The organism is Brevibacterium sp. 1718 (genome assembly GCF_051131255.1).
Classification (GTDB): domain Bacteria; phylum Actinomycetota; class Actinomycetes; order Actinomycetales; family Brevibacteriaceae; genus Brevibacterium; species Brevibacterium sediminis.
Genome location: NZ_CP186550.1, coordinates 1,073,694 through 1,093,372, shown reverse-complemented (window position 1 = coordinate 1,093,372; position 19,679 = coordinate 1,073,694). Strand labels below are relative to the sequence as shown.

General features: G+C 65.8%; 17 protein-coding genes. 11 read left to right on the top strand and 6 right to left on the bottom strand.

Going from position 1 to position 19,679, the window contains the following annotated elements:
- Window positions 1-76: 76 nt before the first annotated feature.
- From ACOZ9V_RS04675 to ACOZ9V_RS04665, 3 genes are all read left to right on the top strand, one after another.
- Entirely contained in the window at window positions 77-715 is a 639-nt protein-coding gene (locus ACOZ9V_RS04675; protein WP_181270970.1) for an endonuclease, read from the top strand.
- Between the two features lie 52 nt (window positions 716-767).
- Window positions 768-1,073 carry a hypothetical protein gene (locus tag ACOZ9V_RS04670; protein WP_181270971.1) on the top strand — a complete coding sequence of 102 codons (306 nt, stop codon included), beginning with the start codon at window positions 768-770 and terminating at the stop codon, window positions 1,071-1,073.
- Window positions 1,074-1,191: 118 nt separating this feature from the next.
- Window positions 1,192-2,004 (top strand): YidC/Oxa1 family membrane protein insertase, encoded by an 813-nt coding sequence (locus ACOZ9V_RS04665; protein ID WP_181270972.1) that lies wholly within the window; start codon window positions 1,192-1,194, stop codon window positions 2,002-2,004.
- 129 nt (window positions 2,005-2,133) lie between these two features.
- On the opposite strand, the gene ACOZ9V_RS04660 is transcribed toward ACOZ9V_RS04665, so the two are convergent.
- On the bottom strand, window positions 2,134-4,683 hold the full coding sequence (locus ACOZ9V_RS04660) for an ATP-dependent Clp protease ATP-binding subunit (protein ID WP_434594064.1): 2,550 nt from the start codon (window positions 4,681-4,683) through the stop codon (window positions 2,134-2,136).
- Between the two features lie 176 nt (window positions 4,684-4,859).
- Here ACOZ9V_RS04660 and ACOZ9V_RS04655 point away from each other — a divergent pair, with 176 nt between their 5' ends.
- Together ACOZ9V_RS04655 and ACOZ9V_RS04650 are read left to right on the top strand one after the other, a co-directional pair.
- Window positions 4,860-5,510, top strand: a complete 651-nt coding sequence (locus tag ACOZ9V_RS04655) for a TetR/AcrR family transcriptional regulator (protein WP_248284024.1) — start codon at window positions 4,860-4,862, stop codon at window positions 5,508-5,510.
- Entirely contained in the window at window positions 5,507-7,255 is a 1,749-nt protein-coding gene (locus tag ACOZ9V_RS04650) for a DHA2 family efflux MFS transporter permease subunit (RefSeq protein WP_139469346.1), read from the top strand. Before ACOZ9V_RS04655 ends, ACOZ9V_RS04650 begins: the two co-directional genes overlap by 4 nt.
- A 90-nt stretch (window positions 7,256-7,345) precedes the next feature.
- Here the strand turns inward: ACOZ9V_RS04650 and ACOZ9V_RS04645 are convergent, their stop codons facing one another.
- The 3 genes from ACOZ9V_RS04645 to ACOZ9V_RS04635 all read right to left on the bottom strand — a co-directional run bounded on the left by ACOZ9V_RS04645 (window position 7,346) and on the right by ACOZ9V_RS04635 (window position 9,582).
- Window positions 7,346-8,119: a DUF3152 domain-containing protein gene (locus tag ACOZ9V_RS04645; protein ID WP_180345645.1), complete on the bottom strand. Its 774-nt coding sequence runs from the start codon at window positions 8,117-8,119 to the stop codon at window positions 7,346-7,348.
- A gap of 105 nt (window positions 8,120-8,224) precedes the next feature.
- A complete protein-coding gene (locus ACOZ9V_RS04640; protein ID WP_181270974.1) occupies window positions 8,225-8,893 on the bottom strand; it encodes a VOC family protein in 669 nt (222 codons plus the stop codon).
- Complete coding sequence (locus ACOZ9V_RS04635) at window positions 8,881-9,582, bottom strand: VOC family protein (RefSeq protein WP_434594059.1); 702 nt, start codon at window positions 9,580-9,582, stop codon at window positions 8,881-8,883. The genes ACOZ9V_RS04640 and ACOZ9V_RS04635 overlap by 13 nt, the downstream gene beginning before the upstream one ends.
- Before the next feature lie 192 nt (window positions 9,583-9,774).
- Between ACOZ9V_RS04635 and ACOZ9V_RS04630 the strand changes: the two genes are divergently transcribed.
- Genes ACOZ9V_RS04630 through ACOZ9V_RS04605 form a run of 6 tightly spaced genes read left to right on the top strand, consistent with a single transcriptional unit; the run spans window position 9,775 to window position 17,514 of the window.
- The gene (locus tag ACOZ9V_RS04630; protein WP_434594056.1) at window positions 9,775-11,481 is read left to right on the top strand and encodes a TIGR04028 family ABC transporter substrate-binding protein; all 1,707 of its coding nucleotides are present in this window, start codon (window positions 9,775-9,777) and stop codon (window positions 11,479-11,481) included.
- Window positions 11,478-12,557 (top strand): ABC transporter permease, encoded by a 1,080-nt coding sequence (locus ACOZ9V_RS04625; RefSeq protein ID WP_181270977.1) that lies wholly within the window; start codon window positions 11,478-11,480, stop codon window positions 12,555-12,557. The genes ACOZ9V_RS04630 and ACOZ9V_RS04625 overlap by 4 nt, the downstream gene beginning before the upstream one ends.
- Entirely contained in the window at window positions 12,554-13,414 is an 861-nt protein-coding gene (locus ACOZ9V_RS04620; RefSeq protein ID WP_373284079.1) for an ABC transporter permease, read from the top strand. The genes ACOZ9V_RS04625 and ACOZ9V_RS04620 overlap by 4 nt, the downstream gene beginning before the upstream one ends.
- The gene (locus ACOZ9V_RS04615; protein WP_181270978.1) at window positions 13,411-15,105 is read left to right on the top strand and encodes a dipeptide ABC transporter ATP-binding protein; all 1,695 of its coding nucleotides are present in this window, start codon (window positions 13,411-13,413) and stop codon (window positions 15,103-15,105) included. The genes ACOZ9V_RS04620 and ACOZ9V_RS04615 overlap by 4 nt, the downstream gene beginning before the upstream one ends.
- A 5-nt stretch (window positions 15,106-15,110) precedes the next feature.
- The gene (locus tag ACOZ9V_RS04610) at window positions 15,111-16,178 is read left to right on the top strand and encodes a putative FMN-dependent luciferase-like monooxygenase (RefSeq protein ID WP_181270979.1); all 1,068 of its coding nucleotides are present in this window, start codon (window positions 15,111-15,113) and stop codon (window positions 16,176-16,178) included.
- A gap of 1 nt (window position 16,179) precedes the next feature.
- A complete protein-coding gene (locus ACOZ9V_RS04605) occupies window positions 16,180-17,514 on the top strand; it encodes an alkylhydroperoxidase domain protein (RefSeq protein WP_181270980.1) in 1,335 nt (444 codons plus the stop codon).
- A gap of 142 nt (window positions 17,515-17,656) precedes the next feature.
- On the opposite strand, the gene ACOZ9V_RS04600 is transcribed toward ACOZ9V_RS04605, so the two are convergent.
- Window positions 17,657-18,076: a DUF779 domain-containing protein gene (locus ACOZ9V_RS04600; RefSeq protein ID WP_181270981.1), complete on the bottom strand. Its 420-nt coding sequence runs from the start codon at window positions 18,074-18,076 to the stop codon at window positions 17,657-17,659.
- Entirely contained in the window at window positions 18,076-19,599 is a 1,524-nt protein-coding gene (gene adh / locus ACOZ9V_RS04595) for an aldehyde dehydrogenase (RefSeq protein ID WP_181270982.1), read from the bottom strand. Before adh ends, ACOZ9V_RS04600 begins: the two co-directional genes overlap by 1 nt.
- Window positions 19,600-19,679 lie beyond the last annotated feature (80 nt).

Below are 19,679 nucleotides of genomic sequence, written 5' to 3'. Positions count from 1 at the left end.
TGAGCGGACGGCACCGGCGGCTGAGGCTCCGGTGGCCCTTGACTCTTCGACCGGGCCCGGACATAGGATCGGCCGCATGAGCACACAGCGAGAGCACGCCGCTCGACTCATCGATGCGCACGGCCGCACCTTCGCCGCGGAGGCTGCGATCACTCTCCGGGACAAGCCGGCCCCGCTGTGGCAGCTGCTCGTCCTCAGCCTGCTCCTGTCCACGCGCATCAGCTCCGACATCGCCCTCGCGAGCGCGCGCGAGCTGTTCTCGGCGAAGTGGAGGACGCCGCAGCGTCTGCGCGCGAGCACGTGGCAGCAACGGGTCGATGCGCTCGGTCGAGGCGGATATCGGCGCTACGACGAGAGCACTGCCACCCGTCTGGCCGAGGCCGCCGATCTGCTCATCGACCGCTGGGACGGGGACCTGCGGAAGCTGCGCGATGAGGCCGAGGGGCAGCCTGGTCGGATTGCGAGGCTGCTGCAGGAATTCACCGGCATCGGTCCGACCGGAGCGTCGATCTTCCTCCGAGAGGTCCAGCAGGTTTGGCCCTCGGTGAGACCCGCCTTCGACCCGCTCGTCCGCAGGGGCGCAAAGACGGCCGGGCTGCCGGAGCAGGACGAGAAGCTGACCGCATTGGTCGGTGACGACGACCTCGCCGGCCTCGCGGCCGCGCTCGTGCGTCTCGCCCGAGATCCGGACCTCGCCGCCGACGCAGAGGACTGAGACCTCCGCACAGGCCCGCGTGTTAGCATCGACGCACTGGTTAGGGGGCGAGATGATGGCGAATATGTGGCTGACTCTGCAGCTGCTCGTCGTCGTGCTCTCTTCCGACCTCGACTCGGTCGTGCCCCAGTCCCCCACTCATCTCATCGTCCTGGCTCTCCTCGGTGCGGCCCTGCTGACGCCGATCGCCGCATGGGCGAGCATGGCTCTGCTGCGTGTGCTCTCGCTGTCGTCGCGTCCGCCGGCTCTGCCGAGCACGCGCCGAAGCATCCGCGAATTCCGCATGCCGGAAGAGCCCGGAACTCCAGGTACGGCCCTGCCCAGAGCCCCCTCTTCCGTCGTTCACGCCATCGCCTGAACGACCTGTTCCGTCCGGAACGCCTCCCCCGCCTCGGCGCGGGCAATTGTCACGGTGATGGCCTGCAACGGCCCAATCAACCGCGCCTCAGTGCGCCCTGTCCGAAGGACACTCACCCGTGAACATCTACGAATTCCTGCCCATCCGCCTGCTCGTCGAGGCCGCCTACACGGTGGTCACGGGGATCAGCGACATTCTCGAACCGCTCGCCGGCGGCTTCAGTGCCGCCCTGGCCGTCATCGTGCTCACCGTCCTGGTCCGCGCCGTGCTCATCCCCGTCGGGGTGTCCCAGGTCAGGGCAGGCATCACTCGGAAACGACTGGCCCCGAAGATCAAAGAGCTGCAGACGAAGTACAAGAAGCAGCCCGAACTCATGCAGCAGAAGCTCATGGAGCTGTACAAAGAGGAGAATGCCTCCCCCTTCGCCGGATGCCTGCCGGTGCTGGCACAGACCCCAGTGCTCATGGCCGTCTATGGCCTCTTCATCAATGCGACGATCGGCGGGCACGCCAATGAGCTGCTCGGGCATACGCTCTTCGGCCTGCCTCTCAACACGAGCTTCGTCAGACTGCTCGGCGCCGGCGATCTGACCGGCACCGCGATCACGGTCTACCTCATCCTCGTCGTCCTCATCGCCGTCGTCGCCGGGTTCTCCCGACACCTGCTCACCCCGGCCACACCCGAGACCCCGACCGCTCCCCCGACGAAGACCGGGGCAGATGCTCCGGCGATGCCGGATCTGTCAGGAGTGATGAAGACCCTGAGCTTCATGCCCTTCCTCACCGCGATCTTCGCGCTCTTCGTCCCCTTGGCCGCCGCTCTCTACCTGGCGACGACGACCACGTGGACGCTCGGCGAACGGCTCGTCCTCAACCGCCTTCTCGGCGCGAACGATCCCCAGCCCGAGCAGTCCTCTGCCACCCGCGGCTGACCCGGGACGCGACGCTGCCCGCAGCAACGACAGAGCCCGGGACGAAAGAACGGAATCTTTCGTCCCGGGCTCATTCCGGTTCGAACGCGTCACTCAGGGGCGACGGCCGGTACAGGGCCGCCTCGGTGATCAGGCGATGATCGGCTCCGGGCGGGTACCGGCCACGACCTTGAGTGCGCCGTCAACGACCGTGGCACGCACGGTGCCGCCCTCATCGACCGCCTCGGTGACGAGGAGATCGGCGATGCGGTCGTCGAGCTCGCGCTGGATCGTGCGACGCAGCGGACGGGCACCGAACTCGGGTTCGTAGCCTTCATCGGCCAGCCAGTCGAGAGCCTCTGCCGAGACGTCGAGGGCGATGCCCTGAGCCTCGAGGCGCTGCTTCGACGCGGCCAGCTGGTGATCGACGATGGACCGCAGCTGCTCGCGATCGAGCCGCGAGAACATCACGGTGTCATCGATGCGGTTGATGAACTCCGGCCGCATGAACTCCTTGAGGCGACCCATGACCTTGGCCTTGAGATCCTTCTCCGCGTCTCCCGCAGCCCCGGAAGCGAAGCCCAGCGGAGTGCCGGACATGAACTCGGAACCGAGGTTCGAGGTCATGATGACCACGGTGTTGCGGAAGTCGACCGTGCGGCCCTGACCGTCGGTGAGTCGTCCGTCGTCGAGGACCTGCAGCAGCAGGTTGAACGCATCCGGGTGGGCCTTCTCGACCTCGTCGAGGAGGATGACCGAATACGGGCGACGGCGGACCTTCTCCGTCAGCTGCCCTGCCTCGTCGTAGCCGACGTAGCCGGGAGGAGCACCGACGAGGCGGGACACCGTGTGGCGTTCGCCGAACTCGCTCATATCGAAACGGATCATGGCCGACTCGTCGTCGAACAGGGTCTGCGCCAGAGCCTTCGCCAGCTCAGTCTTGCCGACACCGGTGGGGCCGAGGAAGAGGAAGCTGCCGATGGGACGGTTGGGATCGGCCATACCGGTCTGGCTGCGGCGGATGGCGCGCGACACGGCGGTCACGGCTTCGTCCTGTCCGACCACGCGGTCGTGGAGGACCTCTTCCATGTTCGCCAGTCGTGCCTTCTGGCTCTGCGTCATCCGCGCTGCCGGGATTCCGGTGGCCCGGGAGACCACATGCGCGATCTCCTGCTCACCGATGATCGCCTCGGCGGCAGCGGTCTTCACGGCCTCCGCGTCCGGGTTCTCGGCGGATTCGATCCGAGCGGTCACCTCGTTGATCTCATCGCGGACACGGCCGGCACGCTCGTAGTCCTCGACCTCGATAGCGGACTTCTTCTCCGCTTCGAGTTCGGAGAGATTGAGCTTGAGCGCGTCGATATCGACCGCGGGTCCGCGCCTGAGCGACATCCGGGCGCCCGCCTGGTCGATGAGGTCGATGGCCTTGTCCGGCAGGAACCGGTCGGTGATGTAGCGGTTCGACAGCTCCACGGCCGCGCGGACCGCCTCTGCGGTGTAGGTGACCTCGTGGAACTCCGCGTACCGATCCTTCAGCCCGTCGATGATCGTCACCGCGTCCTCGACGCTCGGCTCGCCCACGGTCACCGGCTGGAAGCGACGTTCGAGAGCCGAATCCTTCTCGATGGTGCGGTACTCCTTGAGCGTGGTCGCGCCGATCATGTGCAGATCGCCGCGGGCCAGTCGCGGTTTGAGGATGTTGCCGGCGTCCATCGAGTTCGCCTCGCCGTTGCCGCCGGCGCCGACGAGGGTGTGGAGTTCATCGACGAAGACGATCATGTCCCCGTCGTCGGCGATCTCGTTGAGCGCTCCGGTCAGGCGCTCTTCGAAGTCACCGCGGTAGCGCGTGCCGGCGAGCATTCCGGGCATATCGAGCGCGATGATGCGCTTGCCCTGCAGCTGCTTGGGAACTTCGCCCGAGTGGATGGCCTGAGCGAGGCCTTCGGCGACCGCGGTCTTGCCGACACCGGCCTCGCCGAGGAGAACCGGGTTGTTCTTCGTCCGGCGGGCGAGGATCTCGATCGTCTGTTCGATCTCCTCCGAGCGGCCGATGACGGGATCGAGTTTGCCTTCGGCTGCGAGCTCGGTGAGGTCCGTGCCGAACTTCTCCAGCACGGATTCCTGACCGTCCTCACCTTCGGCCTCCTGGCCGGGGTGCATGCCTGCGGCTTCGGCCGCCTCGGCACCGGCCTGCAGTGCAGCCTGGGTGACGCCTGCCTGGGCGAGGATCCGACCGGCGGGCATCTCCTGGTTGAGCACGAAGGCGAAGAACATGTGTTCGGGATCGATGTAGGTCGACCCGAAGGCTCGCGCCACCTGGTAGGCGTCGAGCAGGGCGCGCTGGGCCGAACCGGTCAGCGTGGGCGTGGAATCCGCCTCGGTGTCGGTGCTGGCCGGAAGGCGCTCTTCGATCGCATGGGCGATGGCCTCGGGATCGGCGCCGGCCTGGCGCACGGCGGAGATTCCGGGTTCGGAATCGACCATGGTGCGCAGGATGTGGAGCGCGTCGACCTCGGACTGACCGTGTCGTCCTGCGAACTCCGCGGCCGCTTCGATGGCCTCGTGGCTGCGCTTGCTCAGCAGTCGGTTGATGTCGACGGAACGGCCTCGGCGGGCTCCGGTCTGCCCCTGGAGGAAACGAGCGAGGAACTCGTCGAACGAGTCTCCGCCCGAGCCTGCGGGTCCGAAGAATGTGGCCAAAGCTGACCTCCTCTTTCAAAGTTGAGCGTATACGACTCAATCAACAGGTGCATGCAGGCATATATTCCCACCTGTCGACCGCCCGACGACGGAGTGTGAACAACATCACCGTCGAGAAATGCATTGAATGCATTTCTGCATTTGGTGCAAATTTGCAAGAGGTGCATAATTTTCTGGTGAGTTCCGAACCGACCGAATCCCTGCGCGAGCGCCAGACCCGTGAGCGCCGTGCGTCCATCCACGCCGCGGCCGTCGATCTCGTCTTCGATCATGGACTCGACGAGGTGACTGTGGCTCGGATCGCGGAAGCTGCAGTGGTCTCGACGCGCACGTTCTTCAACTATTTCCCTACCAAGGAGATGGCGATCGTCGGACTGACGACCTCTGACGATATCGCCGCCGCTCTGCAGCGATTCATCGAGGACTTCGAGCCCCGGCGCGAGCGTCTGGTGGAGGATCTCTCCTTCACCATCCGCGCCGCGTTCGAATTCCTGCTGCCGCGGTCGGCGAACAAGCAGAAGCTGCGCGCGATCCAGGCTCGGCATCCGCACCTCGGCATGCTCAGCATGGAGACGAAACGGCACTACTCCGAGCAGATCATCACCGGCATCCGCCGGCGGATCGAACGTCGCGGAATCACCTTTGCCGATGACGACACCGCCGCACGGGCCACGCGGATGCTCGCGCAGCTGTGCAGCATCCCGCTCGAGCACGCTTTCGCCTCCGCGCGATTCGACACCGAACACGAATTGGACGACGAACGGGTGGACCAGGCGTTCACCTCCTCGATCGAACTGTTCCTGACCCTCTTAGAAAGGCTGAAATGACCACTACCGCCACCGAGCCCGCTGCCGAGAAGCAGCACGGCGCCGAGGAGGAGCCGGAGATCGAGACCTCGTCGGTCATCCTGCTATTCACCGGCCTGATGCTGGCAATGTTCATGTTCTCGCTCAACCAGACCATGCTGGCCACGGCCCTGCCGACCATCGTCGGTGACCTCAACGGCGTCGACCAGATGCTGTGGGTCTCGACGGCGTTCATGTTGGCGTCGACGATCATGATGCCGATCTACGGCAAGTTGGGCGATTCGTTCAACCGGAAGAAGATCTTCATCTTCGCCATCTGCATGTTCATCCTCGGTTCGATCGTCGGCTTCCTGGCCCACAACATGGCCGTCCTCATCACCGCACGCGTCATTCAGGGCCTCGGCGGCGGCGGTCTCATCATCCTCTCGCAGGCTCTCATCGCCGCGGTTGTGCCGGCGCGCAAACGCGGCCCGTATATGGGCATCATGGGGGCGAACTTCGCGGTCACCTCGGTGGCGGGACCGCTGATCGGAGGCTGGATCACCGAGGGTCCGGGCTGGCGCTGGACATTCGCTCTCAATCTTCCGTTCGGCGTGCTCGCGCTCATCGCCGCCATCCTCTTCCTCAAGGTCCCCAAGTCGGATCGGTCGGTCAAACGCCATGTCGATGTCGCGGGCATGATCCTCATCGCCGAATTCACCTCGGCACTCATCCTCACGACTTCGTGGGGCGGGCATCAGTACGACTGGGACGATCCGATCATCATCGGACTCATCGCCATCGCCGTCATCAGCGCCGTCGTCTTCGTCTTCGTCGAACAGGCTGTGCCCGAACCCGTCATCCCGATGTTCGTGTTCAAGGACACGAACTTCGTCCTCTGCACGATCGCCGGCATGTGCATCGCCATCGGCATGTTCGGCGTACTTTCGTACATGCCCACGTTCCTGCAGATGGCCCACGGGATCGAAGCGACCAAGGCCGGGCTCCTCATGGTGCCCATGATGGCCGTGATGCTGCCGAGCTCGGTCATCATCGGCTTCGTCGTCTCGAAGACGGGACGGTACAAGTGGTACCCGGTGCTCGGCAGCGCGATCGTCGGCGTCGCCCTCTTCCTCATGGGGACCTTCGTCACGGCCGATCAGAACGTTCTCGTCGTCATCGGCTGCCTGTGTGTGCTGGGCCTCGGCCTGGGACTGTCGATGCAGATGCTCGTGCTCATCGTCCAGAACTCGTTCCCGGTGGCGATGGTCGGCACGGCCACGGCGTCGAACAACTTCTTCCGGCAGATCGGCGGCACGCTGGGCATGTCGCTGATCGGTTCGCTCTTCACCTCGCGGCTGGCATCCAACCTCGAGGACGGCATCAAGTCCCTGGGACCCCAGGGCGCCCAGGCGATGAAGGGCACGGGGTCGAACTCACTGACCCCCGAAGTGGTCAAGTCGCTGCCCGATCCGATCCACTCGATCATCGTCAATGCGTACAGCGATGCGCTGGTGCCGATCTTCCTGTGGGTCTGCCCGCTGGGAATCATCGCGGCAGTCATCCTCATGTTCGTTCGTGAGAAGGCTCTGGCCACGAAGATCGATGCGGGCGCCCCGACGGACCATCAGCGTGAGGTCGTCGCGACCGACAGCATCGCTGTCGTCGAACAGCCTGGTTCGCTGGCCCCCTCGGGCACGAGCTCCGTCAGCGATGAGATCGAGTACGAGACGGCAACGCGAGGTGCCGAAGACTACTCTCTGCGGCCCCGCTCGCCCAAGCACTGATACGCACGTCTACACAATGACAGCGCAGGCCCCGCAATTGCGGGGCCTGCGCTGTATCGCGGCCGGAGTCTGTCCGCGACTGCCGCGGAACTAGCCTTTCGAAGGCCATCCGTTCGGCTCACACCCCTGCAGGCCCTTCGTCTGCTGCTGCATGAGCGGTGCGGTCTTGCCCGGTCCGGGGCAGGATTCGTGGCCGTGGCCGAGAGCGTGACCGACCTCGTGGTTGATGAGGTACTGCCGGTACTGGACGATATCGTCGAACTCCTCCGTGGCGGAGACCCAGCGCTTGGCGTTGAGGATGACGTTGGGTCCATTGCGGCATGAGAGCTTGCCCAGGGTCCGCAACGGCAGGCACATCTCGTCGACGGTATCGGGGCTGGCGATGGAGATCATCGTGTCCTGGCCTTCATCGACGAGCTCGATGGAGACGTCGTCCATGTCCTGCCAGCCGCGCTCGTCCTGGAGGGTCTTGATGATGAAGTCGCCGGCCTCATCGACGTCGATGGGCAGGTTGTCTTCGACGCGCAGGGCGACCTTGAACGTCTTGCCCTCGTCGCGGTTGGGTCCGGTCTCCTCTTTCGGCCGGTCCCATTTTCCGCTGCCATGATCGTCGATATCGCCTTCGCTCACCCCGGCGGCTCCCGCGTCGTCGATGCTCGAGGTCTCGGTGGGCTCGCTGGTTTCGGTGGCTGAGCCGCTCGGGCCCGGCGAGGCGGCCTGCGTTTCGACTGCCTTCGGAGTCGGCCGGGTCTCTTCGTCGGCGGCGGGCGCGCAGGCGCTCAGCCCGACGATCAGCGAGACAGCGGCAAGCGAGGTCAGGGTGCGGAGGCGTGGACGGGAGACAAGACGGGTTCGACTGAGCACGCCTGTGAGTCTATCTCCTGCCGATTCATCGAGAAACGGGCTGCTTGTCGAGAAACGTGCGCACACACCCGTGTCTCGACACTCAGCCCGTTTCTCGGCGAGTGATCAGAACTCGAGGATGCCGCCGGGCCCGCGCAACCTGGCACGCAGACGACAGTCCGGTCCCTCGACCACCGCGGTGTCACCGGCCCCGAGTACCTCGAGCACCTGTCGCGCCGCCTCGGGCTCCGGCGATTCCACACGGAAATCGAGCAGTTCGAGGGCGGGCAGGGCCGCCTCGGCGGGATGGACGGATTCGCCCCAGTCGATGAGGAACGGCTGCGCACCATCATGCGGCAATGGAGATCGGGTGGTCAGTCGCCATTCGAGGCGGTCGCCCTCGGCGGTGTCCCGAGCCATGTCCTGGACCTCGCCGAAGTCGATGCCCGCGGTGTTCGCGGCCGCGATCTTCGCGAGGAACGCCGGCGGATGGATGGCCCAGGTCTGCAAGGTCGGCTCGGCGGCCAGATGAGCGTCGAGCGGCAGGGTGCCGTCGGCGGGCGGCTCCTGCTGCGGGTCGGGGCCGAGGATCTCGAGGTAGGTGTGGGCTCCCTCCGGCCAACCATTCGGGGTGAGTCCGAGCAGATAGTTCGCGGTCCCTCGCCCCGGGTGCGAACCGCCGGGAACCGCGCGCAGCCCGGTGGCCTCTTCCACGGCGGCGACCCCGGCGTCGAGGTCGGGCACCGTGATGATGAGGTGGTCGAGCTGCGCAGGAATAGTGTTCAGAGAGTCCATGATCCACCCGGACCTTTCAGATGAGCGTGTAGGCCCTCAGTCTCCCCTTCTTCGACATCGAGGGCAATGATGTCGAGTCCGATGCCGAAGAAGTCAAGGATCGAACCTACCGCATCCGGGTCGTCGCTCGTGGCCCACAGGCGCTCGAGTCGGACCGACGGCATCTCCTGCATCGCGGGATGCTCGGAGTCCTTCCAGTCGATGAGGAACGGCTGGATCCCCGACCACGGCAGCGGGGTGTGCCTGGTCAGGCGCCAGTCGAGAACGGCTCCGTCCGGTCTGCGGCGGGTCATGTCATGGACCTCGCCGAGGCGGACGCGCGGTTCCCGTGACCGCGCAGCGGCCGTGACGAAGCCGTCGAAATCGTCCGGACGGATCGCCCACCTCTGCACGGTCGGCGCGGTGACCCCGGCCAACCGCGTGGCCGCCAGCGCCGGGTCCTGCTCGGGGTCGGGACCGAGGATCTCGAGGTACGTCAGCGGTTTCGGACCGCTCTGACGTGTGAGTCCCAGCGAATCGGAGAGTTCATCGCTGAGCTCGAGTCCGAGCAGCGCGTTGGCCGTGCCCAAGCCCGGATGCGCACCGCCGTCGACCGCACTCACCCCCAGACGGCCCTCACATTGCTCAACATATTTCTGCAGATCCGGGACGGCAATGACGAGATGATCGAATTCCGCACTGTTCAACATGTCTCTATATTAAGCCCCGGATTGACGGCGATTGCACGGATGCGCTTTACTCATGGCATGCGCATCCACTTCGGGCTCCACGCCGGACACCGCCTCTGTCTGCCGTCAACGGCACGTGCGCTGTCCGCATATTGTTGAACTATCACTCTCAGCTCCCTCTGTACCATCCCACTTGCCCGAAGGACCTCTTCCATGCCGGACCGTCTCTCCGCCTCCGCGAGTCTGACTCAGCGCCGCCTCGACCGCCGCTCGGTCCTCAGCCTCGGTCTCGGTTTCGGCACTCTGCTCACCCTCAGCGCCTGCACACCTCACGACTCCGGTTCGCTGGCCGAGGGCGAACCCGTCCGCGGTGGAGTGCTCACCTACTTCGAACCCCAGACCTGGACTCTGCTCTACCCGCCGTCGGTCGGCTTCTACCCCAACGGCGGGATCATGAACAACATCTCCGCACGCCTGCTGTGGCAGGATCCGAAGACACTCGAGCTCTATCCGTGGTTGGCGACCGAACTGCCGGAGACGAACGCCGATGCCACGACTTACACATTCACCATCCGTGAAGGCGTGACCTATTCGGACGGTTCACCGCTGACTCCTGAGAATGTGGCGAAGAACTTCGACCTGTTCGGTCTCGGCGACGAAGCACGCACGCTGCCTGTGTCCGAGCAGATCTCGAACTACGAGCGCAGCGAAGTCCTCGACGAGCATCGGGTGCGGTTCCACTTCTCCGCCCCCTCCCCCGGTTTCGCGCAGGCGACGTCGACGATGAACGCAGGACTGCTCGCCGATTCCACTCTCGACCTCGACGCCGAAGGCTTCGGCCCGGGCGGAGCCACGCAGATCCACACCTGCGGGCCCTTCCACATCACGGCCGAGACCATCGGCACGAAGCTCTCCGTCCGTGCCCGCGAAGACTACGACTGGGCTCCCCCGCATCTGAAGCACCAGGGCCGACCTCACCTCGACGGCATCGACTATCTGACCAACAACGAATACTCCGTGCGCATCGGAGCTGTGCTCTCCGGACAGGCAGACGGCGTCCGCGACGTCCAGGCTCCGGACGAGTCCCGTGTGACCGAGCAGGGGCTGCGCCTCTATGCGAAGGCGACGAACGGAATCAACAACAGCATCAACTTCCGGTTCCGCCACGACCTGCTTGCCGATATCGACGTCCGGCGAGCGCTCATCGCCGCCATCGATCGCCAGGAGATCGTCGACAAGCTCTTCACCCCGAACTACCCGCTGGCCACCGGTCTGCTGGCCAAGGGCGCCATGGGGTATGTCGACCAGTCGGGGTCGTGGGACTTCGACCCGGACAAGGCGAATCGCCTCCTCGATGAGGCCGGGTGGAGTGAGCGCAACGAGCAGGGCTACCGGGTCAAAGATGGGCAGCCGTTGGCGCTGACGGTGAATATCGCTCTGCCGCAGCCGCGGTCGAACGAGGTCCAGACCCTCATCCAACAGCAGCTGCGCCGCGTGGGCGTACGCCTGTCGATCAATCCCGGGGACCAATCGAAGCAGACCCTCGACGCCCTCGAACTCGACACCGTGCAGATCTACCATTCCATGGTCGCCCGCGCCGACTTCGACAACCTGCGCTCGAACTACTCGTCTGTCAACCGCGATGTCTTCCTCAACGGAGCCGACCGCCCCGACGCCGACGACGATTCGCTCGATGCGAAGGTCGACGAACTCCTCGAAACGCTGGCGTCCGAACCGAACCAGGAGAAGCGCCAGCAGGCCGCCGAGGCGGTCCAGAACTACCTCGTCGACCAGGCCTATGTGCTGCCGTTCTTCGAAGAGCCGCAGGTCTTCGCCTTCCGCCGCCGCGTCCACGGCTTCGCCACCGAACCCGTGGGACGGCCCGACTTCTACAGCACCTGGCTGGCAGGAGAGAAATGATCCTCGACACCCGTTACCTCTTCCTGCGCCTGGGCCAAGCGATCCTCGTGCTGCTGCTCGCGTTCACAGCGGCGTTCATCCTGCTCAGCCTCATCCCCGGCGACGGCGTCACTGCCCGCTTCGCCGATCCGGCGCTGGGTCTGTCCAATGACCAGATCGCTGAGATCCGTGAGGCCACCGGTGCCGACGACTCCTGGTGGTCGCGTTACGTCCTCAGCCTCACCGGGTTCCTCACCGGCGACTTCGGCTATTCGGTCCAGACCGGTGCGGCCGTGTCGACGATCATCGCTGCGGCTCTGCCGTCGACCGCAGTCCTCGCGGCCTCCGGGTTCGTCACCGCCCTCGTCCTCGCCGTGATCATCGCCGTCTTCGCCACCTTCGGACCGTCCACCGGGCCGACGGCTCGGGTGCGCCGGGTCCTCGACTCGGTGCCCAGCCTCTTCATCTCGATCCCGGTGTTCTGGCTCGGAATCCTGCTCATCCAGGTCTTCTCCTTCCAACTCGGCGTCGTCTCAGTCGTCGATCCCGGCCCCGCCGAGGCGCTCGCACTGCCGACCCTGACCGTGGCGGTTCCGCTCTCGGCCCCGATCGCCCAGGTGCTCATCCGCTCCATCACCGAGGCGCAGGCCTCCGGCTTCGTCAAGGTCACCACCGCGAAGGGCGCCTCCGAACTGTGGATCCTCGTCCACACCGTCGCCCGCAATGCGGTGCTGCCGGGGCTGACGATCATCGGCCTCGTCTTCGGCGAACTCGTCGCCGGCGCCGTGGTCACCGAGACCGTGTTCGGCCGCAACGGCATCGGACTCATCACCGCCCAAGCGGTCACTCACCGAGACAATCCGATCCTCCTGGCCGTCGTGGTCATCGCCACCTTCGGCTACGTCATCATCAACCTCGCAGTCGACCTCCTCTACCCCGTCATCGACGTCCGGCTGCGCACGAAACGCAGCTCCGCCTCGGCGGGCGGGGCCCTGCGCAGCCACGACGAACCGACACGTCGCGCTCTCACGGCATCCGCTGCCAGCGTCGGCGTCGACCTCGAATGGGATGACGAGACGAAGGAGAAGAACTCGTGAGCATCGTCTTCACCCGCGGCCAGGGCACCGAGACCCGGCGCGCACGCGGCGGCCGGGCACGCGCCGCGCTCTCCCCGGCGACCATCGTCTCCGCTCTGGTTCTGCTCATCGCCGTCGCCTGGGCGCTGGCTCCCGGGCTCTTCACCCACTTCGACCCCAACGACGGCGGAGACACCCCTGCCCTGCTGGCACCGAGTCTCGAGCATTGGTTCGGCACCGACCAGACCGGCAGGGATGCCTTCACCCGAGTCGTCTACGGCGCCTCCCAGTCCCTGTTGGCCGCGCTCGTGGCCGTCGGCGTCGGGCTGATCGTCGGCACCACGATCGGGCTCATCGCCGGCACCCGGCGCGGACTCATCGACGATGTGCTCATGCGCCTGATCGATGTGCTGCTGTCCATCCCCGCGATCCTGCTCAGCCTTTCGATCGTCGTGGTCCTCGGCTTCGGCACGATCAACGCGGCCATCGCCGTCGGCGTCACCGCCATCGCGCAGTTCGCGCGTCTCGCCAGGTCACAGGCGGTGCAGATCAATACGAGCGACTTCGTGGCCGCGGCCTACGGTTCCGGCGGCACCTTCTTCTCCGTCCTCACTCGCCATATCCTCCCGAATTCGATCTCTCCCGTGCTCTCGCTGGCGGTCCTCCAGGTCGGGTCGGCGATCCTCCAGATCTCCACGCTCGGGTTCCTCGGCTACGGCACCCCGCCGCCCACCCCGGAATGGGGACTCATCATCGCTGAAGGCCGCAATTTCGTCGCCACCGCCTGGTGGCTGACAGTGCTGCCCGGCCTCGTGGTCATGGCCATCGTGCTCGCCACCCACCAGATCGGCAACACCCTGCGAAAGGTGACATCATGACCGACTCCTCACTGCTGCGCATCGACGGCCTGTCCGTCGAATACTCCCACCGAGGCGGCTCCGCGGCACCGGCCGTGAGCGAGCTCGATCTCGCGGTCCGTCCCGGTTCGATGACCGCCGTGGTCGGGGAATCGGGTTCGGGGAAGTCGACGACGGCGAACGCCGTCATCGGTCTCCTTCCCTCCTCGGCCAGGGTCGCGGCCGGGCGGATCCGCCTCGGCGAGGTTGATCTGCTCAGCCTGGGCAACTCCGGTTGGCGCGGTGTGCGCGGATCTCAGATCGGCTACGTCCCACAGGATCCGGGGTCCTCGCTCAATCCGCTGCAGACGGTCGGCAATTCCGTCGCCGAGGCGCTGCGCATCCACCGTCGCGCGGGCCGCGCCGAGGCTCGTGCCCAGGTCGTCGAGCTCCTGGACCGGGTCGGCATCGACCAGCCGGAGAAGCGGGCCGACCAGTTCCCGCATGAGCTCTCCGGTGGGATGCGGCAGCGTGTGCTCATCGCCGCTGCCATCGCGCTGCGCCCGCGCCTGCTCATCGCCGACGAACCCACCTCCGCCCTCGACGTCACCGTCCAGAAGCAGGTCCTCGACCTTCTCGATGAACTGCGCGCCGAGACCGCGATGGGCATCCTCTTCATCACCCACGATCTCGCCGTCGCCGGCGAACGCGCCGACGAGGTCGTGGTCATGCAGGGCGGACGCATCGTCGAATCGGGGCCGGCCGGACGGGTCTTCTCCGACCCGGCCACCGATTACACCACCCGTCTCATCGCCGATGCTCCCGCACTGCAGACAAAGGCACGAACTGCCCGCGCCGAGGCGACCAGGGAGTCCACAGACCCGTTCGTCTCCGTCGAATCGCTCACCCATGTCTTCGACCGTACGGATGATCGGATCACCGGCATCGAGGGTGTGGACTTCACCGTGGCGCGCGGGACCACGCACGGTCTCGTCGGCGAGTCCGGCTCGGGCAAGACCACCACGGGCAAAGCGCTGACCGGGTTCCTCACCCCGCAGTCCGGGCATGTGCGCATCGGTGACTTCGATGCTGCGGAGCTCGGACGTGGTCGTCCCTCACGGCAGCGGCTGCGGGAGTTCCGGCGCACCGTGCAGCTCGTCCATCAGAACCCGTTCTCCGCTCTCGATCCCAAGCATTCGATCCGGTCGACGCTGACGGAGCCGCTGCGCAACTTCCGCCTCGGCGATCGCGCCTCCCGACCGCGGCTCGTGACCGAAGCGATGGACCGGGTGGCGCTGCCTGCCGACTTCCTCGATCGGCGTCCCGCCGAACTCTCCGGCGGACAGCTGCAGCGAGTGGCGATCGCCCGCGCCCTCATCGTCGAACCCGAACTCGTCGTCTTCGACGAGGCTGTCTCGGCTCTCGACGTGACCGTGCAGGCGCAGATCCTCACCCTGCTCGACGAGCTGCAGAGGGAGCTCGGTCTGACCTACGTCTTCATCACCCATGATCTCGCTGTCGTCCGCCAGATCGCTGATACGGTGTCCGTGATGTCGCACGGACACATCGTCGACGACGGCGCGACCGAAGAGATCTTCACTCGCCCGCGCTCCGCCTATACCCGCACTCTGCTCGAGGCGATCCCCCGTCCCGCGACGCTGTCGGCCGTTGCAGCGCCTGCGAACAATCGACCGGCGACCCCGACCCTGCTCACTGCAGCAGCAGAAAGCTGAGAACCATGACCCCGCAACCCACCGACACTCAGGCGACCGACACTCAGGTAGGCGGACCGAAGCTCGGATTCTTCACCCGCCTGCTCGAAGACGCCCCCGCCGCAGACCGCTATCGCTTCGCCCTCGAACAGATCGAGGCGGCCGAGGACTTCGGCTTCCATTCGGCCTGGGTCGCCCAGCATCACTTCTCCGCGGCCGAGGGCGGGCTGCCGTCCCCGCTCGTCTTCCTCTCCCACGCCGCCGCCCGTAGCACCCGAATCTCTCTGGGCACCGCGATCATCACCCTGCCGATGGAGAATGCCGTGCGCGTGGCCGAAGACGCCGCCGTCCTCGACGAGCTCTCCGGCGGTCGCCTCAAGATCGGTCTGGGCTCGGGCGGGAACCCGAAGTCGTTCCCCGCCTTCGGCACGAGCTTCGATGAGCGTCGTGAGGTCTTCGCCGACAATCTCGCGACCCTGCGCACACTGTTCTCAGGCGACCGGCTGCCCACCGACCATGGTCTCTACCCCGCTCCCGATGGGCAGCGTCCGAGCCTCGAGCGACGACTGTGGCAGGCGACGTTCTCCGCCGGCGGAGCCGGTGCGGCAGGCGCTGCCGGTGACGGTCTCATGCTCTCGCGGACTCAGCCGCGTCCCAAGGACAATCCGGCAGCACGCCTCGACGAGGTGCAGCTGCCGGTCATCGATACCTATCTCTCCCAGCTGCCCGAGGGGGCCGAACCGCGTATCCTCGCCTCTCGTACCGCCGTGGTCGCCGACGCCGAGGATCTGCCCCGGCTGCGCGAGATCACCGAACCGGCGCTGCGGGCCGAGGCCGACCGCCTCGTCGGCTATGACACCTCCGGACTGAGCCTCGATGAGCTCCTCGTCGCCACCGACACCTACCTCGGCACGCCCGAGCAGGTGAGCGAACGTCTGCAGCATGACCGCGTCCTCGATCGTGCCACCGACGTCAGCTTCCAGGTGCACTCGGTTCCGGCGACGAACGAGACCGCTCTGCGGTCCATCGAACTGCTGGCCACCGAGGTGGCACCCGCCCTCGGGTTCTCCGTGACCAAGGAGAAGGTGCACTGAGATGGCAGATATCATCAACCTCCTCGCCGGAATCGCGGCGAACGATCCTCTCGATGAGCTGCGCGGCCACCGGGCGCAGGCGAAGGAGAACGCGCAGCTGAGTTTCGAGGCTCTGCTCGAACCCGCTGATCCGAAGAGCGTGAGCTTCCGCGACCGTTATGCGGTCGCCGCGTTCACCGCGGGTCTGCTCGGTTCGACTCGGGCCGAGGAGTTCTACCGTGATCTCCTGCGTGACGAAGACGAGTCCGTGTCCTGGGCGGTCGCCGAACTCCTCGACGAGGCGACCTCGCCTGCCGGCACAGCTGGTCCCTACGGAATCTTCGAATCCGCGGCGTTGGCCGAAGAGAACGTTCCCGGGCCGTGGCTGACTGCCGCCGAGGCGACGGCGGAGAGACTCGGTGAGAAGCTGACGGCAGGACTCGAATTCGCTCATCTTCTCGTCCTCCATCCGCGCGACAGCCGCCCGGGCCACCTCGCGCTTCTGCTCGAGGCGGGATGGGACGAGGACGGCATCGTCACTCTCGCTCAGCTCGTGTCGTTCCTCAACTTCCAGATCCGCATCAGCACCGGACTCGCCGCGCTCACCGATGCGGCCTCAGCGACCGCGGATCCTCAACCGCACCAGGTGGACCGGTCGGAAGGCGAATCCGCGAACGAGACGGACGATGCCGACGACGGCCCCGCCTCGGCGAGAGTGGACGAAGCTCTGCAGGCCGTCGGCGACAGGGTGAAGACGTATCCGAATCTCCACCGCCCGAAGCTGTTCCAGCAAGGTGGGCTCGGGTGGGTGCCGTGGATCGCTCCCGTCGCCGAGGCGGACCTCAGCGATGACCAACGGGATGCCCTCATCGAGGCCGGACGGGCGAAGAACCCGTACTTCCGGCTGCTGGCGAGGGATCCTGCCGCACTCAAGGCACGGACCCTGACCGACTTCGACATCTTCTTCAACACCACCGACGGGCTCGGCCGGGCCGAACGCGAACTCGCCGCGACAGCGGCCTCGCGGCTCAACGGGTGCCTGTTCTGTGCGTCGGTCCACGCCGATCGGGCCACCGAGGAATCCGGGCGTCGTGACGTCGTCCAGCGCCTCCTCGACGAGGGAATCGGCCTGAAGAGCCACCTCGGTGATCGGGTGTGGGATGCCGTCGTCGATGCCTCGGTGGCGCTGACCCTGACCCCGCAGTCCTTCGGCGTCGCACACGTCGAGCAGCTGCGTGCGGCGGGTCTGGATAACGGCGACATCATCGATGCCCTCAGCTGTGCCGCCTTCTTCAACTGGGCGAACCGACTGATGCTCTCCCTCGGCGAACCCGAGGTGCTGAACGCCGGGAAGTGACCTCTTCTCGCAGGCGCGGTGGCTGCATGCGTCCTACGGCGTCGATTGTGTGGTCGATCCGCGTCGATTTCCTCGCGGGAACGCCGTGGATCGACCACACAATCGAGAATCAGCTGCGCCAGCTACTCGGCCGCGACTCGTCTCAGCCGACGACCATGAGCGTCGAGCGGATGATGAAGCGGTTTCCCGTCGGTGATTCGACGCTGAAGCCGCTCCCCCGTCCCGGCACCACATCGATCGTCAGATGCGTGTGCTTCCAGTACTCGAACTGCTCCGTCGACATCCAGAAGTCCAGTCCGGCCTTCTCGGCATCGTCGATGGGCAGGTCGAAGTGGCCGAGCAGCACATCGGCTTCCGAGGTGAGGAAGTCGCCTTCGGGGAAGCACATGGGCGACGAGCCGTCACAGCAGCCACCGGACTGGTGGAACATGAGCTGTCCGTGTTTGTCGACGAGGTCGGCGAGCAGGTCGATGGCGGCCTGAGTCATCGCCACTCGCGATTTCTCTTCGCCCTCGATCGTCGGTGTCGATTCGAGAGCGGCTGTTTCGGCTGTTTCACTCATCAGAAGAATCCTTGTGCATTTTCGGAGTAGCTGACCAGCAGGTTCTTCGTCTGCTGGTAGTGGTCGAGCATCATCTTGTGGTTCTCTCGTCCGATGCCCGAGGACTTGTATCCGCCGAACGCGGCGTGGGCCGGGTAGGCGTGGTAGTTGTTCACCCAGACGCGCCCGGCCTGGATGTCGCGTCCGGCTCGGTAGGCGGTGTTGCCGGTGCGGGCCCAGACTCCGGCGCCGAGGCCGTAGAGCGTGTCATTGGCTGAGGCGATCGCGTCGGCGTAGTCGGAGAACGAGGTCAGGGCCACGACGGGTCCGAAGATCTCCTCCTGGAAGATGCGCATCTTGTTCGTGCCCTTGAAGATCGTCGGCTGGATGTAGAAGCCGCCGGCGAGGTCACCGTCGAGTTCGGCTTTGTCGCCGCCGATGAGCACCTCGGCGCCTTCATCCTTGCCGATCTTCAGATAGGACATGATCTTCTCGAACTGGTCGTTCGAGGCCTGTGCGCCGACCTGGGTGTCGGTGTCGAGCGGGTTGCCCTGCTTGATGGAGCGGACGCGTTCGACGCCAGCGGCGACGAAGTCGTCGAAGATCGAGTCCTGGACGAGTGCACGCGACGGGCAGGTGCAGACCTCGCCCTGGTTGAGAGCGAACATCGCGAAGCCTTCGAGCGCCTTGTCTCTGAAGCTGTCGTCGGCGGCCATGACGTCGTCGAAGAAGATGTTCGGTGACTTGCCGCCGAGCTCGAGGGTGACCGGGATGATGTTCTGCGAGGCGTACTGCATGATCAGGCGACCGGTCGTCGTCTCTCCGGTGAAGGCGATCTTGCGGATGCGTTTGTTCGACGCCAGCGGTTTGCCGGCTTCGACGCCGAATCCGTTGATGATGTTGAGGACGCCGGGAGGCAGCAGGTCGCCGATGAGTTCGGCGAGGACGAGGATCGATGCCGGAGTCTGCTCGGCAGGTTTGAGGACGACGCAGTTGCCGGCGGCGAGCGCCGGTGCGAGCTTCCATGTGGCCATGAGCAGGGGGAAGTTCCAGGGAATGATCTGTCCGACCACACCGAGGGGCTCGTGGAAGTGGTAGGCGACGGTGTCGTCGTCGATCTGTGAGATGCCGCCTTCCTGCGCCCGGATGGCTGAGGCGAAGTAGCGGAAGTGGTCGACGGCCAGCGGGAGGTCTGCTGCCAGGGGTTCGCGAATTCCCTTTCCGTTGTCCCAGGTTTCGGCGACGGCGAGCATCTCGAGGTTGGATTCGATGCGATCGGCGATCTTGAGCAGAATGTTCGACCGTTCGGCGACCGAGGTCTTGCCCCAGCCCGGGGCCGCTGCCCATGCTGCATCGAGTGCGGTCTCGACATCATCTGCGGTGGAGCTGGGGATCTCGGTGAAGGCCTGCCCGGTGACGGGGGTGATGTTCTCGAAGTAGTTGCCGTCCTTCGGCGGCACCCACTCTCCTCCGATGTAGTTCTCATAACGGGGCTTGAACGTGACGAGCGCGCCGTCGGTACCGGGTGCTGAGTAGACTGCCATGACACTCCTTCGTGTGAGTCCATCCACCCCGCGACACGTGCCTCGTCCGATGGCGGTCGGAGGCGCGGAGCGGATGTGTC